This window comes from Streptomyces tendae (assembly GCF_014650435.1).
GTDB lineage: Bacteria > Actinomycetota > Actinomycetes > Streptomycetales > Streptomycetaceae > Streptomyces > Streptomyces tendae.
Map to the genome: position 1 here is coordinate 17383 of NZ_BMUY01000002.1, position 15320 is coordinate 32702.

Genomic DNA, 15320 nt, shown 5'->3' on the forward strand with positions numbered 1-15320 from the left:
CGGCCCTAGCTGCGGGCAGTCGCCGGCCGCGCGCCGCTGCGGGCAGTCGTGCCGCTGGGGCGGCACGGGTGGGCGCAGCGGCACCCCGGCAGCGCCGGGACGCGCGACCCACCCCCGCGGCCACACCCGCGCCGGGCGGCCACGGGACGGTCCCCCGGGTCCGCTGTCAGTGGGGGCCGTTACGGTTCGTGCATGGCTGCCCGTACGAAGTCCGCCAAGGAACGGCCGTCCTACCGCTGCACCGAGTGCGGCTGGCAGACGGCCAAGTGGCTCGGCCGCTGCCCCGAATGCCAGGCATGGGGCACGGTCGAGGAGTACGGCGCGCCCGCCGTGCGTACGACCACCCCGGGGCGCGTGACCACGTCCGCGGTGCCGATCGGGCAGGTCGACGGCCGGCAGGCGACCGCCCGTTCCACCGGCGTGCCCGAGCTGGACCGGGTGCTGGGGGGCGGGCTGGTGCCCGGGGCCGTGGTGCTGGTCGCCGGTGAGCCGGGCGTCGGGAAGTCCACGCTGCTCCTTGACGTCGCGGCCAAGTCGGCGAGCGACGAGCACCGGACGCTGTACGTCACCGGTGAGGAGTCGGCGAGCCAGGTGCGGCTGCGGGCCGACCGGATCCACGCCATCGACGACCATCTGTATCTCGCCGCCGAGACGGACCTCGCGGCGGTGCTCGGGCACCTGGACGCCGTCAAGCCGTCGCTGCTGATCCTGGACTCCGTGCAGACCGTCGCCTCGCCCGAGATCGACGGCGCCCCGGGCGGCATGGCGCAGGTGCGGGAGGTCGCGGGGGCGCTGATCCGGGCCTCCAAGGAACGCGGCATGTCCACGCTGCTGGTGGGCCACGTCACCAAGGACGGGGCCATCGCGGGCCCGCGGCTGCTGGAGCACCTCGTGGACGTCGTGCTGCATTTCGAGGGCGACCGGCATGCGCGGCTGAGGCTGGTGCGGGGGGTGAAGAACCGGTACGGGACGACCGACGAGGTCGGGTGCTTCGAGCTGCATGACGAGGGGATCACGGGGCTCGCCGATCCCAGTGGGCTGTTTCTCACGCGGCGGGCCGAGCCCGTGCCCGGCACCTGTCTGACCGTCACCCTGGAGGGGCGCCGGCCGCTGGTCGCCGAGGTGCAGGCGCTGACCGTGGACTCGCAGATTCCGTCGCCGCGGCGTACGACCTCGGGGCTCGAGACCTCGCGGGTGTCGATGATGCTGGCCGTGCTGGAGCAGCGCGGCCGCATCAGCGCGCTGGGGAAGAGGGACATCTACAGCGCGACGGTGGGCGGGGTGAAGCTCTCCGAGCCCGCCGCCGACCTCGCCGTCGCGCTGGCGTTGGCGAGTGCGGCCAGTGACACTCCGCTGCCCAAGAACCTCGTCGCGATCGGCGAGGTCGGTCTCGCCGGGGAGGTGAGACGGGTCACGGGGGTGCAGCGCAGGCTCTCCGAAGCGCACCGGCTGGGCTTCACGCACGCCCTGGTACCGGCCGATCCGGGCAGGGTCCCCGACGGCATGAAGGTGCTGGAAGTCGCGGACATGGGGGACGCCCTGCGGGTGCTTCCGCGCTCGCGTCGGCGAGAGGCCCCACGGGATGAGGAGGACCGCCGGTAGACTTTGCCCTGGTCTCGCCCGTCCGTACGACCGAGTGTGCGACGGGGGAGGGCCGGAAGAACCTGCGACCGGAGGAGTGCAGTGGCAGCCAACGACCGGGCAGCAGCTCCCGGAAAGTCCGGTGGGAGTGCCGGTGCCGATGGCCTGATGCGCGCCTCACTGAGCGCCGTGGCGCCCGGCACGTCCCTGCGCGACGGCCTGGAGCGGGTCCTGCGCGGCAACACCGGCGGTCTGATCGTGCTGGGTTCCGACAAGACCGTCGAGCAGATGTGCACGGGCGGTTTCGTGCTGGACGTCGAGTTCACCGCGACGCGGCTGCGCGAGCTGTGCAAGCTCGACGGCGGCATCGTGCTGTCGTCCGACCTGTCGAAGATCCTGCGGGCCGGGGTGCAGCTCCTCCCGGACCCGACCATTCCGACGGAGGAGACCGGTACGCGGCACCGTACGGCGGACCGGGTCAGCAAGCAGGTCGGATTCCCCGTCGTGTCGGTTTCGCAGTCGATGCGGCTGATCGCCCTGTACGTGGACGGGCAGCGGCGGGTGCTGGAGGACTCGGCCGCGATCCTGTCCCGGGCCAACCAGGCGCTGGCGACCCTGGAGCGGTACAAGCTCCGGCTCGACGAGGTCGCGGGCACGCTGTCGGCCCTGGAGATCGAGGACCTGGTGACGGTGCGGGACGTCTCGGCGGTCGCGCAGCGGCTGGAGATGGTGCGCCGGATCGCCACCGAGATCGCCGAGTACGTGGTGGAGCTGGGGACGGACGGGCGGCTGCTCGCGCTGCAGTTGGACGAGTTGATCGCCGGTGTGGAGCCCGAGCGCGAGCTGGTCGTGCGGGACTACGTGCCCGAGCCGACCGCGAAGCGCTCCCGTACGGTCGACGAGGCGCTCGCCGAGCTGGACAAGCTGAGCCACGCCGAGCTGCTGGAACTGTCCACGGTGGCGCGGGCCTTGGGGTACACCGGGTCGCCCGAGACGCTGGACTCCGCGGTGTCGCCGCGCGGGTTCCGGCTGCTGGCCAAGGTGCCGCGGCTGCCGGGCGCGATCATCGACCGGCTGGTGGAGCACTTCGGTGGTCTGCAGAAGCTGCTCGCGGCGAGTGTGGACGACCTCCAGACGGTGGACGGTGTCGGCGAGGCGCGGGCGCGCAGCGTGCGGGAGGGGCTGTCGCGGCTGGCGGAGTCGTCGATCCTGGAGCGTTACGTCTGACGTCCGCGGCGGGCCCCGGGGGCGCGGCCGCGCCCCCGGTCAGTCGTTCTTCAGGACGAAGGACGTCTGGACCTTCTCGAAGCCGGGCGCCTTTGCCTCGACCAGATAGGTGCCCGCCTTGGCCGAACCCGCCGGCGGCGTACCGCACTCGGGGGCGCTGGGCTTGCGGTCCCACTTGGTGGTGTAGGTGATGCCGCTGCCGGCGGCGACGCGGTAGCGCAGGCTGCCCGTGCCCTTGACGCAGTCGTCCGAGGCCCAGTAGGCGTCGTCGCCGTCGGCCGGGGTGATGGTGAACACCGCGTTCTTCGGGCCGAGATCGACCTTGCAGTCGCTGCCGGAGGTGTTCCGCGCGGTCAGTTCGAAGGCGGGGGTCTGCCCGGGCGAGTAGCTGTTGCGGACGCTGCGCAGGCTCAACTTCACGGCGCCCGGGGTGCAGTTGGGCAGGGCCGACCCGGCCGGCAGCGCGTCGCCCGCGCCGACGCCGGTCACCGCGCCGCCTCCGCCGCCTGGGCCACCGGCGCTGCCCGATCCGTCGCCGCCACCCGACTCGCCGTCGCCGGACCCGGAACCGTCACTGGAGCCGTCACCGGAGCCGTCACCGCCCGAACTCGATCCGGAGCCCGAGCCGTTGGAGTCGCCCGACTCGTCGCGTCCGCCCGGTGCCTGGCTGATCGCCGGGCCGGAACCCGAGGGGCCCGGGGTGATCGACGGTGCCGGGTTCTTGCCGTTGGCCCCGTCCTCGCGGCCCTTGTCGCCTCCCCCGCCGCCGGAGACCACGATCCACGTGATCAACAGCGCCAACAGGGCGAAAAGAGACAGCAGTACGGCCCTCCGTCGCCAGTAGATGGAGGAGGGAAGCGGCCCGACCGGATTGCGCAGAGATCCCACGGCGCAAACTGTACGAGAGATCGGCGCGTTCCCTTGTCCCACCCGCCGTTCCGGCCCGCAACTTTTACGGATCATCATTCCGCAGACCGTCCGGAACGCACCCGGTGGCGGTTTGTCGTGCGGTGGTCCTCCCGTGGCAGGATCGGAGGGTCATGACTGCGCCCACTAAGCCCTCGCCAGGCGGACCCTCCGACCCCGCCGCGTCCGGTGTGCCGCTGCACGCCCCCGTCATCGACTGGTTCGACGAGCACGCCCGCGATCTGCCGTGGCGTCGCCCCGAGGCCGGTGCCTGGGGCGTGATGGTCAGCGAGTTCATGCTCCAGCAGACCCCGGTCAGCCGTGTCCAGCCCGTCTACGAGCAGTGGCTGGCCCGCTGGCCGCGCCCCGCCGACCTCGCCGCCGAGGCACCGGGCGAGGCCGTGCGCGCCTGGGGCCGGCTCGGCTACCCGCGCCGCGCCCTGCGGCTGCACGGCGCCGCCGCGGCCATAACGGAACGGCACGGCGGCGACGTACCCGCCGACCACGCCCAACTGCTGGCACTGCCCGGCATCGGCGAGTACACGGCCGCGGCGGTCGCCTCCTTCGCGTACGGCCAGCGGCACGCCGTACTGGACACCAACGTCCGCCGGGTCCTCGCCCGCGCGGTCAGCGGTGTGCAGTACCCGCCGAACGCCACCACCGCCGCCGAGCGGAAGCTGGCGCGGGCACTGCTGCCCGCCGAGGAGGCGAGTGCGGCCCGCTGGGCCGCCGCCTCGATGGAGCTGGGCGCGCTGGTCTGCACGGCGAAGAACGAGTCGTGCCACCGCTGCCCGATCGCGGCCCAGTGCGCCTGGCGGCTGGCCGGCAAGCCCGCCCACGACGGGCCGCCGCGACGCGGCCAGACGTACGCGGGCACCGACCGGCAGGTGCGCGGGCGGCTGCTCGCGGTACTGCGGGAGGCGGCCGGGCCGGTGCCGCAGGCGGCCCTCGACCAGGTGTGGCAGGAACCGGTGCAGCGCGCCCGCGCCCTGGACGGGCTGGTGGCCGACGGTCTGGTGGAGCCGCTGGCGGACGGGCTGTACCGGCTGCCGCTGAGCTGACGCGCGACGGCTGCCGCTGAGCTGGCACACGACGGCTGCCGCGACGTCTTTGTGACGGCTCTTATATTGCGCAAATCGCCTGATGTCACCATCAAGTGGTGCGTCGATTTTCCCGGTTCCTCCTTCCGTTACACAACCGACGGACAGCCGAGGGTTTGCCGCAGGCTGCTTCGCACAGCGCCGTGACAACGCTTCCCTACCTTCGTTTGCGTGCCCAGAGGGCATGGCACGACAACAGACCACAGGCAGTGGGCCGACGGTGACCACCGTCGGGGTACGGGGATCGGAAGGGCGGTTGACATGGGCGAGGTGCTCGAGTTCGAGGAGTACGTCCGCACCCGGCAGGACGCGCTGCTGCGCAGCGCCAGGCGCCTGGTCCCCGACCCCGTCGACGCCCAGGACCTGTTGCAGACCGCGCTGGCGCGGACGTACCGGCGCTGGGAGACCATCGAGGACAAGCGGCTCGCGGACGCCTACCTGCGCCGGGTGATGATCAACACCCGGACCGAGTGGTGGCGGGCGCGGAAGCTGGAGGAGGTGCCGACCGAGCAGCTCCCCGAGTCGCCCATGGACGACGCCACCGAGCAGCACGCGGACCGGGCCCTGCTGATGGACGTCCTGAAGGTGCTCGCCCCGAAGCAGCGCAGCGTCGTCGTGCTGCGACACTGGGAGCAGATGTCAACGGAGGAGACCGCCGCCGCCCTCGGCATGTCGGCGGGGACGGTCAAGAGCACGCTGCACCGGGCGCTCGCCCGGCTCCGCGAGGAGCTGGTCGCCCGCGATCTGGACGCACGGGCGCTGGAGCGTGAGGAGCGGGAGCGTTGCGCGGCCTGACCGACGGTCGGACTCCCGGGGAGACCCGGAGAACCACGCAGGCGGCGAGTACGGCGGTGGCCGTGTTCGTCGCCCTCGGCGTTTCCCTGTCCGGCTGCGGGACCGGCGGCACCGGCGCCCGGGACGAGGGGCCGGCCCACGCGGACACGGTCGGCGGCGCGGCCTCGCCGTCGCCCGCGCCCGCGGCGAAGTCGTCCCCCTCGCCCTCGAAGGTGCCCGACCGGGTCGACGCGGTGCGGCTCGTCAAGGCCGACCCCAAGGTGTCCCCGGAGGTCAAGCGCGAGCTGAAGCCGTGCGTCGCCGACGAGTACCCGATCGACGTGTCGTACGGGAAGCTGACGGACGGCTCGGCGGACGACGTCGTCGTCAACGTGCTGACGTGCGGTGACGCGGTGGGTGTGGGCAGTTACGTGTACCGCGAGGAGGACGGCGCGTACCAGAATGTGTTCAAGGCCGAGGAGCCTCCGGTCTACGCGGAGATCGACCGCGGCGACCTGGTGGTGACGAAGCAGGTGTACGACAAGGGGGACCCGGTGTCGAGTCCGTCCGGCGAGAACGTGATCACGTACAGCTGGACGTCGGGCCGGTTCGCCGAGGAGTACCGCACCCACAACGACTACAGCAAGGCCGCGGGGAACGCGCCCACCCCGGTCCCGGAGCCGGACAGCTGAACCGCTCCGCCCGGCCGGGCCGGCCCGCGTGAACCGATCGGGCCGCTCGTACCGATGACCGGGTGAAGGCGCCTTGGGCGATCCGGCGACCGACCCGTTCGACCGACCACACCATGAGGACTGAGAGCACCGGGATGGCAGACCAGACCCACGTCCTGTTCGTCGAGGACGACGACGTCATCCGCGAGGCCACGCAGCTCGCCCTGGAGCGGGACGGCTTCGCGGTCACCGCGATGCCCGACGGGCTCTCGGGCCTGGAGTCCTTCCGGGCCGACCGTCCCGACATCGCCCTGCTGGACGTCATGCTCCCCGGCCTGGACGGCGTCAGCCTGTGCCGCCGGATCCGGGACGAGTCCACGGTGCCGGTGATCATGCTGTCGGCGCGGGCGGACTCCATCGACGTGGTGCTCGGCCTGGAGGCGGGCGCCGACGACTACGTGACCAAGCCGTTCGACGGCGCGGTGCTGGTCGCCCGGATCCGGGCCGTGCTGCGCCGCTTCGGGCACGCCGGGGGCGGCGACCGGGCCGAGGCGTCCGGGGCCGCGGACACCGGTGGCGTGCTCACCTTCGGCGACCTGGAGGTGGACACGGACGGCATGGAGGTGCGCCGGGCCGGGCGGCCGGTGGGGCTCACTCCGACCGAGATGCGGCTGCTGCTGGAGTTCTCCTCCGCTCCGGGCACCGTGCTCTCCCGCGACAAGCTGCTGGAGCGGGTGTGGGACTACGGCTGGGGCGGGGACACCCGGGTCGTCGACGTACACGTGCAGCGGCTGCGCACCAAGATCGGCCAGGACCGGATCGAGACGGTCCGCGGCTTCGGCTACAAGTTGAAGGCCTGAGCGGGGATACAGGGATATGCGGGGGTTCTTCCGACCACGCCGGAGCGTCTCGCCGCCGGGGCACCCGTACGACCGCACGGAGCCCGGAGAGCAGCCGGGACCCGGCGATCACACCGGGCCCGGTGAGCACGCGGGACCCGGTGGGCGCAGGGGGCCGGGCGGGCGTGCGCGCGGCACCGGGGTGCGCGGCATCGGTGTGCGCGGGCTGCGTGCCCGCGGTATCCGCACCGGGCTGCGCTGGAAGCTGAGCGCGGCCATCGCGCTGGTCGGCGCACTGGTGGCGATCGCGCTGAGCCTGGTCGTGCACAACGCCGCCCGGGTCTCGATGCTGGACAATGCCCGCGACCTCGCCGACGACCGCGTCCTGATCGCCCAGCGCAACTACGAGCTGTCCGGGCGGCAGAACTTCCCGAACGCCCAGATCGACGACCCCGACCTGCCGCCCGAGCTGCGCCGCAAGGTCGAGGCGGGCCGCCGGGCCACGTATGTCGCCGAGCGGCCGGACGGGGTGACGGACATCTGGGCGGCGGTGCCGCTCAAGGACGGGCACGTGATGTCCCTGCACTCCGGTTTCACCGACCGCAGCGCGGACATCCTCAGCGACCTGGACCAGGCCCTGGTCATCGGTTCCATCGCGGTCGTCCTCGGTGGCAGCGCGCTGGGCGTGCTCATCGGCGGTCAGTTGTCGCGTCGGCTGCGCAAGGCCGCGGCCGCCGCGAACCAGGTGGCCAACGGCGAGGCCGAGGTCCGGGTGCGGGAGGCCATCGGCGGCGTCGTGCGGGACGAGACGGACGACGTGGCACGCGCCGTGGACGCGATGGCGGACGCCCTGCAGCAGCGCATCGAGGCCGAGCGCCGGGTCACCGCGGACATCGCGCACGAGCTGCGCACGCCGGTGACCGGGCTGCTCACGGCCGCCGAGCTGCTGCCGCCGGGCCGGCCGACCGAGCTGGTCCTGGACCGGGCGAAGGCGATGCGCACGCTGGTCGAGGACGTCCTGGAGGTGGCGCGGCTCGACGGGGCCTCGGAGCGGGCCGAGCTGCAGGACATCATGCTGGGCGACTTCGTGACCCGGCGGGTGGCGGCCAAGGACCCGGCCGTCGAGGTACGGGTGATCCACGAGTCGGAGGTCACCACCGACCCGCGCCGTCTGGAGCGCGTGCTGTTCAACCTGCTCGCCAACGCCGCCCGGCACGGCCGCTCGCCCGTCGAGGTCAGCGTCGAGGGCCGGGTGATCCGGGTCCGCGACCACGGCCCCGGCTTCCCCGAGGACCTGCTGGCCGAGGGCCCGAGCCGGTTCCGCACCGGCAGCACGGACCGGGCCGGTCGCGGGCACGGGCTCGGCCTGACCATCGCCGCGGGCCAGGCCCGGGTCCTGGGCGCCCGGCTCACCTTCCGCAACGTGCGCCCGGCCGGCGCCCCCGAGCACATACCGGCCGAGGGCGCGGTCGCCGTCCTGTGGCTCCCGGAGCACGCCCCGACCAACACGGGGAGCTACCCGATGCTGCCGGACCGGTCGGGCGGCGGCACGTCGTCTTCCGGGAACGCGTCCCGGGAAGCCGTCCAGGGGACGTCCCGGAACCGGTGACGCCCGGCGGTCAGATCCGGTCGAGTGCGGCGCGGACCCGGTCGAGTCCCTCCGCCCTCCAGTGGTCCCGGTCGGGCATCTGATCGTCCCGGCGCCAGCGCCAGGCGGAGAACAGCGCCCAGTTCAGCGCGCGGCACCGGTGGAGCAGTGCGGGATCCGCACCCGGGTAGTGCTCCGCGACTTCTTCCGGACCATGGGCGAGGTCGAACTCGATCGGCCCGCGGCAGCAGGTGGCGAGGTCGACGAAGAGCGGGCCTCTGCGCGTGTTCAGGAGGTTTCCGGGGTGCGGCTCGCCGTGCAGCAGCTGGTCGCGCGCCCTGTCGGCCCTGGTCTCGGCGCTCAGACCGGCGAGTGTGTCGTGGAGGAACGCCCGGTCGGGGTCGGACAGCTCGGGTGACCGCTCCCGGTCCTCCACCCCGTCCAGCGCCACGGCCACCCGGTCGGTGAAGTGCGGTGCGTCCACGTCGATCCGGCGCAGGGCGGCGTGGTGCCGCATGAGCGCGTCCGCGTAGTCGGCCGGCGCGATCTCGGGTCCCACCGGTGCGTAGTAGGTCCAGAGGGAGACGGCGAAGGCGTCCCGCACCTGGACCCGGGGCTCGGTCCGGGGGTCCAGCTCCCCCACCGGAGCCTCGGCGTCGGCGAGCCGACGGGCGACCTCCACTTCGAACGCGGCCTCTGCCAGATGTCCCGAGGGCGCGACCCGGGCCAGAACGTCACAGGGCAGCAGACGCAGTACGACGCGGTCCGAGTTGTGGACGACGACCACCTCGTCGGCCCGGAGGCCCTGCTCTGAAGCGGCCGTCCGGCCGGCCTCGACTGCGCGGCGGAGTTCCGCTGGCTCCACACCGTCCTCCTTTGTGGGGTCGGTGCCCATGATTGTGGTGCGAGTGGTCCCGGTCGAGAGGTTTTCGCTCCCGGCGGCCGGAGGTCATAGGGGCAGGGGCCGGGCCTCGACCAGGTTGGCCATGACGAGGGTGGAGCTGAGGCGCTGGACGCCGGGCAGGGAGGCGAGGCGTTCGTCGTAGAGCCGCCGGTACGCCTCCAGGTCGCGGGTGACGACCCGCAGCAGGTAGTCGGGGTCGCCGAACAGCCGCTGGGCCTGGAGGACGTGGGGGATCTCGGCGACGGCCGTTTCGAAGGCGGCGACGGTCTGGCGGTCCTCGTAGCGCATGGTGACGAAGACCAGGGCCTCGAAGCCCAGGCCGAGCGCGGGGGCGTTCAGCGCGGCGTGGTAGCCGGTGATCGCCCCGGAGCGCTCCAGCGCGCGCAGGCGCCGGTGGCAGGGGGAGACGCTGAGGCGGACCCGCTCGGCGAGTTCGGTCAGGGTCTGCCGACCGTCCCTCTGCAGCTCGGCAAGGATTTTCCGGTCCACGTCGTCCATGGAGGAAATCTTTCCACGCACGGCAGCACACCGGAGAATTCTTGAAAGCACCTTTCGGGCAATCTTTCCTAATCTGCCCAGGAGAGCCGGAAGAGTGTGAGGTGGAGACGGTGGAGATGGCCGGCATCGGAGCGTTCTGGTCGGTGTCCTTCCTGCTGGTGCTGGTCCCGGGAGCGGACTGGGCCTACGCGATCACGGCGGGGCTGCGCCACCGGTCGGTGCTGCCCGCCGTCGGCGGCATGCTGAGCGGATACGTCCTGCTGACCGCCGTGGTCGCCGCGGGGCTTGCGACCGCGGTCGCCGGTTCACCGACGGTGCTGACCGTGCTGACCGGCGCCGGGGCGGCGTATCTGATCTGGCTCGGCGCCACGACCCTGGCCCGCCCCGCGGCGCCCCGGGCCGAAGCGGGCGGCGAGGGGGACGGCTCCGGCTCGTGGGTGGGGCGTGCGGTCCGCGGGCTGGGCATCAGCGGCCTCAACCCCAAGGCGCTGCTGCTGTTCCTGGCCCTGCTGCCGCAGTTCGCCGCCCGGGACGCCGACTGGCCCTTCGCCGCGCAGATCGTCGCCCTCGGCCTGGTGCACACGGCCAACTGCGCCGTGGTCTACACGGGCGTCGGCGCCACGGCACGCCGGATCCTGGGCGCCCGCCCGGCCGTCGCCACGGCGGTGTCCCGCGTCTCGGGCGCGGCGATGATCCTCGTCGGCGCGCTGCTGCTGGTGGAGCGTCTGGTCTAGGCCCCGGGGCCGGCCCGTAGCCTGTGGCGCCATGGGCATACGCATCGAGGCAGAGGTCAGTTTCCCGGCCAACGACGAGGTGGAGCGGGTGCTGGGGATGGCCGAGACGGTCGGTGAGCCGGTCACGGTCACGTTCGAGTGGGAGGGGGGCCGGCCCCTGCTGCACGGGGTGCTGGTCCCCGCGGCGACGCTGGCGCTCTGGGAGCACTGGTCGCCCACCGCCTACCCGGCGGGCGACCGGGCGGAGGGGCCCGAGCTGGCGCACCCCGAGGAGTTCGGCCCCTTCACGCTCTTCCGCCGTCGCGTCGGCGGACGTACGGCGGTGGCCCGCGACGGCGCGGTGGTCGCGGAGCTGCTCGACCCCGCGGAGGCGCACTGGCTGGAGGAGCAGGCCCGCAATGTCCGCCAGGGCTTCATGGACCCCAAGCAGAAGGCGGCGTTCGAGGACTTCCTCGCCCGGCAGGCGGCGCGGGGTGAGCAGTAGCGGTCAGCTGGTTACCGCAGACCGTCGACGAACGCCTGCCAGGCACCGGCCCCGACGGTGACGACCGGTCCGGACGGGTCCTTGCTGTCCCTGACCGGGACAGCGCCAACGGGGCATCCATCGGCGACTTCGACGCATTCGCCGCCGGTGTTTCCGCTGTAACTGGACTTACGCCACTGGGTGTTCCTCGGGCTGGAAGCAGTGTCCATAGCGTTCCTCCATCACACGGATGATCAGTTCCGCTGAATCCTCCACGGAGAGGGCGGCGGCCTGCAAGCGAGCGTAACGGAGCGCGGCTTCCCTGATGGTCTCCGGATTAGCCGTCATGTGACCGGAGATGACGTCTTCCGTATAGATCATGTCCGGGTCGTCGTCGAAGCGCATGGCGGTGAACGATCCTGCGAGGCTGGCGTGCGCACCCGCCTCGTTCGGCAGCACCTGAACCTGCATCCAGCGGTGGCCGGCGAACTCCAACAGCCGGGCCAGTTGCCGCCGCATGACCTCGTGTCCTCCGACGGGGCGGTGCAGCACCGCCTCGTCCAGCACCACCCAGGCCAACGGCGGCCGCTCACGCTCCAGGATGCGCTGGCGTTCCATCCGGGCCGCCAGCAGGCCTTCCAAGTCGTCCGGCATACCCGTGGCCAACACCGCCCGCGCGTACTCCTCCGTCTGCAGCAGCCCGTAGACCAACTGCGCCTGGTACGTCGAGATGTACGCCGCCTTCGCCTCCATCTCCGCGTACGGCTGGAACCACGTGGGGAGTTGGCTGCGCAGCACCAGGCCGATCAGCCGTGAGAACAGGCCGTCCGTGCCCAGCGCCGCGTCCACACGCTCGGAGAAGTCCCGCGTCGGGACCTTCTTCGTGGTCTCGATCTGGCCCACCAGGGAGCCCGTGCAGAAGATGATGTCGCCGAGCTGGCCCTGTTTGAGGCCGTGGGCCTCGCGCTGGCGGCGCAGCTCCCAGCCGTAGTAGTCGAGCGGGGACGCGGTCGGGTCGAGGGACTGGATGTTGGCCACTGCGGCACCTCACTCCGGGACTACGGACGGCAACAGCTCCTGGCGTTCGTTTCTGTGCGTAGTCGAGCGTACGCAGCGCGTCGCAGAGTTGTGGCGTGAATCACGTAACCGGTCCGCGGGCGGCGGACGTCGAGAGCCAGTACCACGCCGAGTTCGCCATGGGCGCGCACTCGGCCCGTCATCTGCGCCGCGTGCTGCGGCTGTACCTCGTCCGCTCGGGCCTGTCCGAGGTGACCGACGCCGCCGAGCTGGCGCTCACCGAGCTGGTCGCCAACGTCGTACGGCACGTGCCCGGACGGCGTGGTCGCGTGTGCTTCCTGCTGCGGCCGGGCTGGGTGCGGGTGGAGGTCGCCGACGGGTGCCCGGAGCTGCCGGTTCCGGCCGCCGGGGACGCGCTGGGCGAGGGTGGGCGGGGTCTCGTGATCGTCGCCGCGGTCACCGACCGGTGGGGCGTCACGCCGTACCCGGACCGGCGGGGCAAGACGGTGTGGTTCGAGTGCGCCGGTACGGCGGACAAGGAAGGCCCCCGGGCGGCCGAAGCCGTCCGGGGGCCTGGTGAGGGGGCAGGCGGGCCGCCGCGAGGTCAGACCGTCTCGGTCACCGGTTCCTTCGCCGAGGCCGGGGCGTCACCGTCGGCCGGACCGTCGGCCGCCTTCGGGCCCGCGCCCTTGAGCGGGACCTCCTTCACGAAGACCGCCGCGACCAGTGCGAGGACGGCCACCACCGAGCCGAGCAGGAACGCGCCGTGGGTGCCGGAGGACACCGCGTGCTGGTAGGCGTCGCGGACCGCCGCCGGCAGTGCGTTCAGCGCGTCCGCGGTCAGCGTCGCCGACTGCTCCGTCGCCTTGGAGCCGCCCGCCGGGGCCCGCTCGGCCATGACGTCCTGGACGCGGTTGTTGAACAGCGCGCCCATGATCGCGACGCCGAAGGAGGAGCCGAGGGTGCGGAAGAGGGTGGTGGAGGAGGAGGCGACGCCCATGTCCTTCATCTCCACGCTGTTCTGCGCCACCAGCATGGTGATCTGCATCAGGCAGCCCATGCCGAGACCGACGACGGCCATGTACAGGCCGGAGGTGAAGCGGGTGGTGTCGGTGTCCATGGTGGACAGCAGGAACAGGCCGACCGTCATCAGCGCGCCGCCCGCCACCGGGAAGATCTTGTAGCGGCCGGTGTTGGTGGTGACCCGCCCGGCGACCATCGAGGTGACGAGCATCGCGCCCAGCATGGGCAGGAGCAGCAGCCCGGAGTTGGTGGCGGACGCGCCCTGCACCGACTGCTGGTACAGCGGCAGGAAGAGGGTGGCGCCGAACATCACGAAGCCGACGATGAAGCCGATGATCGACATGAGGGTGAAGTTGCGGCTGCGGAAGATGTGCAGCGGCATGATCGGCTCGGCGGCCTTCGTCTGCCAGAACACGAACCCGACCAGCGCGGCGACGCCGATGCCGATCAGCTCCATGATCCGGGCCGAGGTCCAGGCGTACTCGGTGCCGCCCCAGGTGGTGACGAGCACGATGGCCGTGATGCCGATGGTCAGCAGTGCGGCGCCCGGATAGTCGATCCGCGCCTTGCTGCGCTTCTTCGGCAGGTGCAGCACGGCGCTGATGGCGATCAGTGCGATCACGCCGAGGGGAATGTTGATGTAGAAGGACCAGCGCCAGCCCCAGTTGTCGGTGATGGTGCCGCCGACCAGCGGTCCGCCGATCATCGAGAGCGCCATGACACCGGCGATCATGCCCTGGTACTTGCCGCGCTCGCGGGGCGGTATCAGGTCGCCGATGATCGCCATGACGCCGACCATCAGACCGCCGGCGCCCAGGCCCTGGATCGCGCGGAAGCCGATGAGCTGGCCCATGTCCTGGGCCATGCCGCTGAGCGCGGAGCCGATCAGGAAGATCACGATCGACGTCATGAACGAGCCCTTGCGCCCGTACATGTCGCCGAGCTTGCCCCACAGCGGGGTGGAGGCCGCGGTCGCCAGGGTGTATGCGGTGACGACCCAGGAGAGGTGCTCCAGGCCGCCCAGCTCGCCCACGATCGTCGGCATCGCGGTGCCGATGATCATGTTGTCGAGCATCGCGAGCATCATCGCGATCATGAGGGCGAGCAGGACGACCCGCACGCTCCTCGGCTGCTTTCCGGCGTCGGCCCCGGCCGCCGCCTCCGTTTTCTCGGGCATGTCCCCTACTCCCCCAGCTACCGCTGTGCCACTTGCCACTTACTTGCCGCCCGGCAAGCTGCCTACACTGGGGAAGGTAGTAGCGTAACTAGCCGGGCGTCAAGTAAGTTTTTCGGAAAGTGCGCGGGGCAGGAGGTGCGTAGGAGGATGGGCGGCACAATGAACGGCACCAAGCAGCAGCGACGCCGCGGGGACACCCGCCAGCGCATCCAGGACGTCGCGCTCGAGCTCTTCGCGGAGCAGGGGTACGAGAAGACCTCCCTGCGCGAGATCGCCGAGCGCCTGGACGTCACCAAGGCCGCGCTCTACTACCACTTCAAGACGAAGGAAGAGATCCTCGTCAGCATCTTCGAGGATCTCTCCCGGCCGCTGGAGGACCTGATCGCCTGGGGGCGGGAGCAGCCGCACACCCTGGAGACGAAGCAGGAGATCATCCGCCGCTACAGCGGGGCACTGGCCGGTGCGGCGCCGCTGTTCCGCTTCATGCAGGAGAACCAGGCGACGGTGCGGGACCTGCGCATCGGCGAGCTGTTCAAGACGCGGATGTTCGGCCTGCGCGACATCCTGATGGATCCCGAGGCGGACATGGTCGACCAGGTCCGCTGCGTCACCGCGCTGTTCACGCTGCACGCCGGGATGTTCGTGCTCCGGGACCTCGAAGGCGACCCCGAGGAACAGCGCGCTGCTGTTCTCGAGGTCGCCATCGATCTGGTGACCCAGGCCCACCGGGGAGCGGCGGGCGGGTAGGGGGTGTCGTTTGGATCAGGCCGGCCGCAGCCTACGGTGCCTTGTGGCCGACCCGAGCGGGGCCTGGTGCG

16 protein-coding genes and 1 pseudogene are annotated in these 15320 nt (G+C 71.9%); 11 read left to right on the top strand and 6 right to left on the bottom strand.

The features are described 5' to 3' along the window. Positions 1-192: 192 nt before the first annotated feature. Positions 193-1602, top strand: a complete 1410-nt coding sequence (radA, locus tag IE258_RS04850; RefSeq protein WP_159327304.1) for a DNA repair protein RadA — start codon at positions 193-195, stop codon at positions 1600-1602. An 81-nt stretch (positions 1603-1683) separates the two neighbouring features. After that, complete coding sequence (gene disA / locus IE258_RS04855; RefSeq protein WP_030404779.1) at positions 1684-2808, top strand: DNA integrity scanning diadenylate cyclase DisA; 1125 nt, start codon at positions 1684-1686, stop codon at positions 2806-2808. Positions 2809-2847: 39 nt separating this feature from the next. On the opposite strand, the gene IE258_RS04860 is transcribed toward disA, so the two are convergent. After that, positions 2848-3696, bottom strand: a complete 849-nt coding sequence (locus IE258_RS04860) for a hypothetical protein (protein WP_189739382.1) — start codon at positions 3694-3696, stop codon at positions 2848-2850. A 152-nt stretch (positions 3697-3848) separates the two neighbouring features. Here IE258_RS04860 and IE258_RS04865 point away from each other — a divergent pair, with 152 nt between their 5' ends. The 5 genes from IE258_RS04865 (at position 3849) to cseC (ending at position 8707) form a co-directional block, all read left to right on the top strand. After that, positions 3849-4775: an HhH-GPD family protein gene (locus IE258_RS04865; RefSeq protein WP_189739384.1), complete on the top strand. Its 927-nt coding sequence runs from the start codon at positions 3849-3851 to the stop codon at positions 4773-4775. Positions 4776-5075: 300 nt separating this feature from the next. Next, positions 5076-5609 (top strand): SigE family RNA polymerase sigma factor, encoded by a 534-nt coding sequence (locus IE258_RS04870; RefSeq protein WP_189739388.1) that lies wholly within the window; start codon positions 5076-5078, stop codon positions 5607-5609. Beyond that, on the top strand, positions 5597-6280 hold the full coding sequence (locus IE258_RS04875) for a hypothetical protein (RefSeq protein ID WP_189739391.1): 684 nt from the start codon (positions 5597-5599) through the stop codon (positions 6278-6280). Before IE258_RS04870 ends, IE258_RS04875 begins: the two co-directional genes overlap by 13 nt. A 134-nt stretch (positions 6281-6414) precedes the next feature. After that, on the top strand, positions 6415-7119 hold the full coding sequence (gene cseB / locus IE258_RS04880) for a two-component system response regulator CseB (protein ID WP_159327300.1): 705 nt from the start codon (positions 6415-6417) through the stop codon (positions 7117-7119). A gap of 16 nt (positions 7120-7135) precedes the next feature. Next, positions 7136-8707, top strand: a complete 1572-nt coding sequence (cseC, locus tag IE258_RS04885) for a two-component system sensor histidine kinase CseC (RefSeq protein WP_189739394.1) — start codon at positions 7136-7138, stop codon at positions 8705-8707. Positions 8708-8717: 10 nt separating this feature from the next. Here the strand turns inward: cseC and IE258_RS04890 are convergent, their stop codons facing one another. Both IE258_RS04890 and IE258_RS04895 read right to left on the bottom strand, forming a co-directional pair. Next, the gene (locus tag IE258_RS04890) at positions 8718-9551 is read right to left on the bottom strand and encodes an aminoglycoside phosphotransferase family protein (protein ID WP_189739397.1); all 834 of its coding nucleotides are present in this window, start codon (positions 9549-9551) and stop codon (positions 8718-8720) included. An 84-nt stretch (positions 9552-9635) separates the two neighbouring features. Then, on the bottom strand, positions 9636-10088 hold the full coding sequence (locus tag IE258_RS04895) for an Lrp/AsnC family transcriptional regulator (RefSeq protein WP_127895377.1): 453 nt from the start codon (positions 10086-10088) through the stop codon (positions 9636-9638). Positions 10089-10204: 116 nt separating this feature from the next. Here IE258_RS04895 and IE258_RS04900 point away from each other — a divergent pair, with 116 nt between their 5' ends. Together IE258_RS04900 and IE258_RS04905 are read left to right on the top strand one after the other, a co-directional pair. Then, positions 10205-10822 (top strand): LysE family translocator, encoded by a 618-nt coding sequence (locus IE258_RS04900; RefSeq protein ID WP_189739400.1) that lies wholly within the window; start codon positions 10205-10207, stop codon positions 10820-10822. A gap of 31 nt (positions 10823-10853) precedes the next feature. Continuing rightward, complete coding sequence (locus IE258_RS04905) at positions 10854-11306, top strand: hypothetical protein (protein ID WP_189739403.1); 453 nt, start codon at positions 10854-10856, stop codon at positions 11304-11306. Positions 11307-11317: 11 nt separating this feature from the next. Here IE258_RS04905 and IE258_RS04910 read toward each other — a convergent pair whose 3' ends face one another. Beyond that, complete coding sequence (locus tag IE258_RS04910; protein ID WP_189739407.1) at positions 11318-11515, bottom strand: DUF397 domain-containing protein; 198 nt, start codon at positions 11513-11515, stop codon at positions 11318-11320. After that, entirely contained in the window at positions 11475-12323 is an 849-nt protein-coding gene (locus IE258_RS04915) for a helix-turn-helix domain-containing protein (protein ID WP_189739411.1), read from the bottom strand. The genes IE258_RS04910 and IE258_RS04915 overlap by 41 nt, the downstream gene beginning before the upstream one ends. A gap of 158 nt (positions 12324-12481) precedes the next feature. Between IE258_RS04915 and IE258_RS04920 the strand changes: the two are divergent. Further along, a pseudogene (locus IE258_RS04920) lies at positions 12482-12757 on the top strand (ATP-binding protein); the annotation flags it as partial. Between the two features lie 149 nt (positions 12758-12906). Here the strand turns inward: IE258_RS04920 and IE258_RS04925 are convergent. After that, positions 12907-14502 (bottom strand): MDR family MFS transporter, encoded by a 1596-nt coding sequence (locus tag IE258_RS04925; protein WP_189739414.1) that lies wholly within the window; start codon positions 14500-14502, stop codon positions 12907-12909. A gap of 159 nt (positions 14503-14661) precedes the next feature. Between IE258_RS04925 and IE258_RS04930 the strand changes: the two genes are divergently transcribed. After that, on the top strand, positions 14662-15249 hold the full coding sequence (locus tag IE258_RS04930; RefSeq protein ID WP_229891933.1) for a TetR/AcrR family transcriptional regulator: 588 nt from the start codon (positions 14662-14664) through the stop codon (positions 15247-15249). The last annotated feature ends 71 nt before the right edge of the window (positions 15250-15320 follow it).

Coding starts and splice junctions, on each gene's coding strand:
- radA (WP_159327304.1), top strand. CDS start 193: ATGGCTGCCCGTACGAAGTCCGCCAAGGAACGGCCGTCCTACCGCTGC.
- IE258_RS04865 (WP_189739384.1), top strand. CDS start 3,849: ATGACTGCGCCCACTAAGCCCTCGCCAGGCGGACCCTCCGACCCCGCC.
- IE258_RS04870 (WP_189739388.1), top strand. CDS start 5,076: ATGGGCGAGGTGCTCGAGTTCGAGGAGTACGTCCGCACCCGGCAGGAC.
- cseB (WP_159327300.1), top strand. CDS start 6,415: ATGGCAGACCAGACCCACGTCCTGTTCGTCGAGGACGACGACGTCATC.
- cseC (WP_189739394.1), top strand. CDS start 7,136: ATGCGGGGGTTCTTCCGACCACGCCGGAGCGTCTCGCCGCCGGGGCAC.
- IE258_RS04895 (WP_127895377.1), bottom strand. CDS start 10,088: ATGGACGACGTGGACCGGAAAATCCTTGCCGAGCTGCAGAGGGACGGT.
- IE258_RS04900 (WP_189739400.1), top strand. CDS start 10,205: ATGGCCGGCATCGGAGCGTTCTGGTCGGTGTCCTTCCTGCTGGTGCTG.
- IE258_RS04905 (WP_189739403.1), top strand. CDS start 10,854: ATGGGCATACGCATCGAGGCAGAGGTCAGTTTCCCGGCCAACGACGAG.
- IE258_RS04910 (WP_189739407.1), bottom strand. CDS start 11,515: ATGGACACTGCTTCCAGCCCGAGGAACACCCAGTGGCGTAAGTCCAGT.
- IE258_RS04925 (WP_189739414.1), bottom strand. CDS start 14,502: ATGCCCGAGAAAACGGAGGCGGCGGCCGGGGCCGACGCCGGAAAGCAG.
- IE258_RS04930 (WP_229891933.1), top strand. CDS start 14,662: ATGAACGGCACCAAGCAGCAGCGACGCCGCGGGGACACCCGCCAGCGC.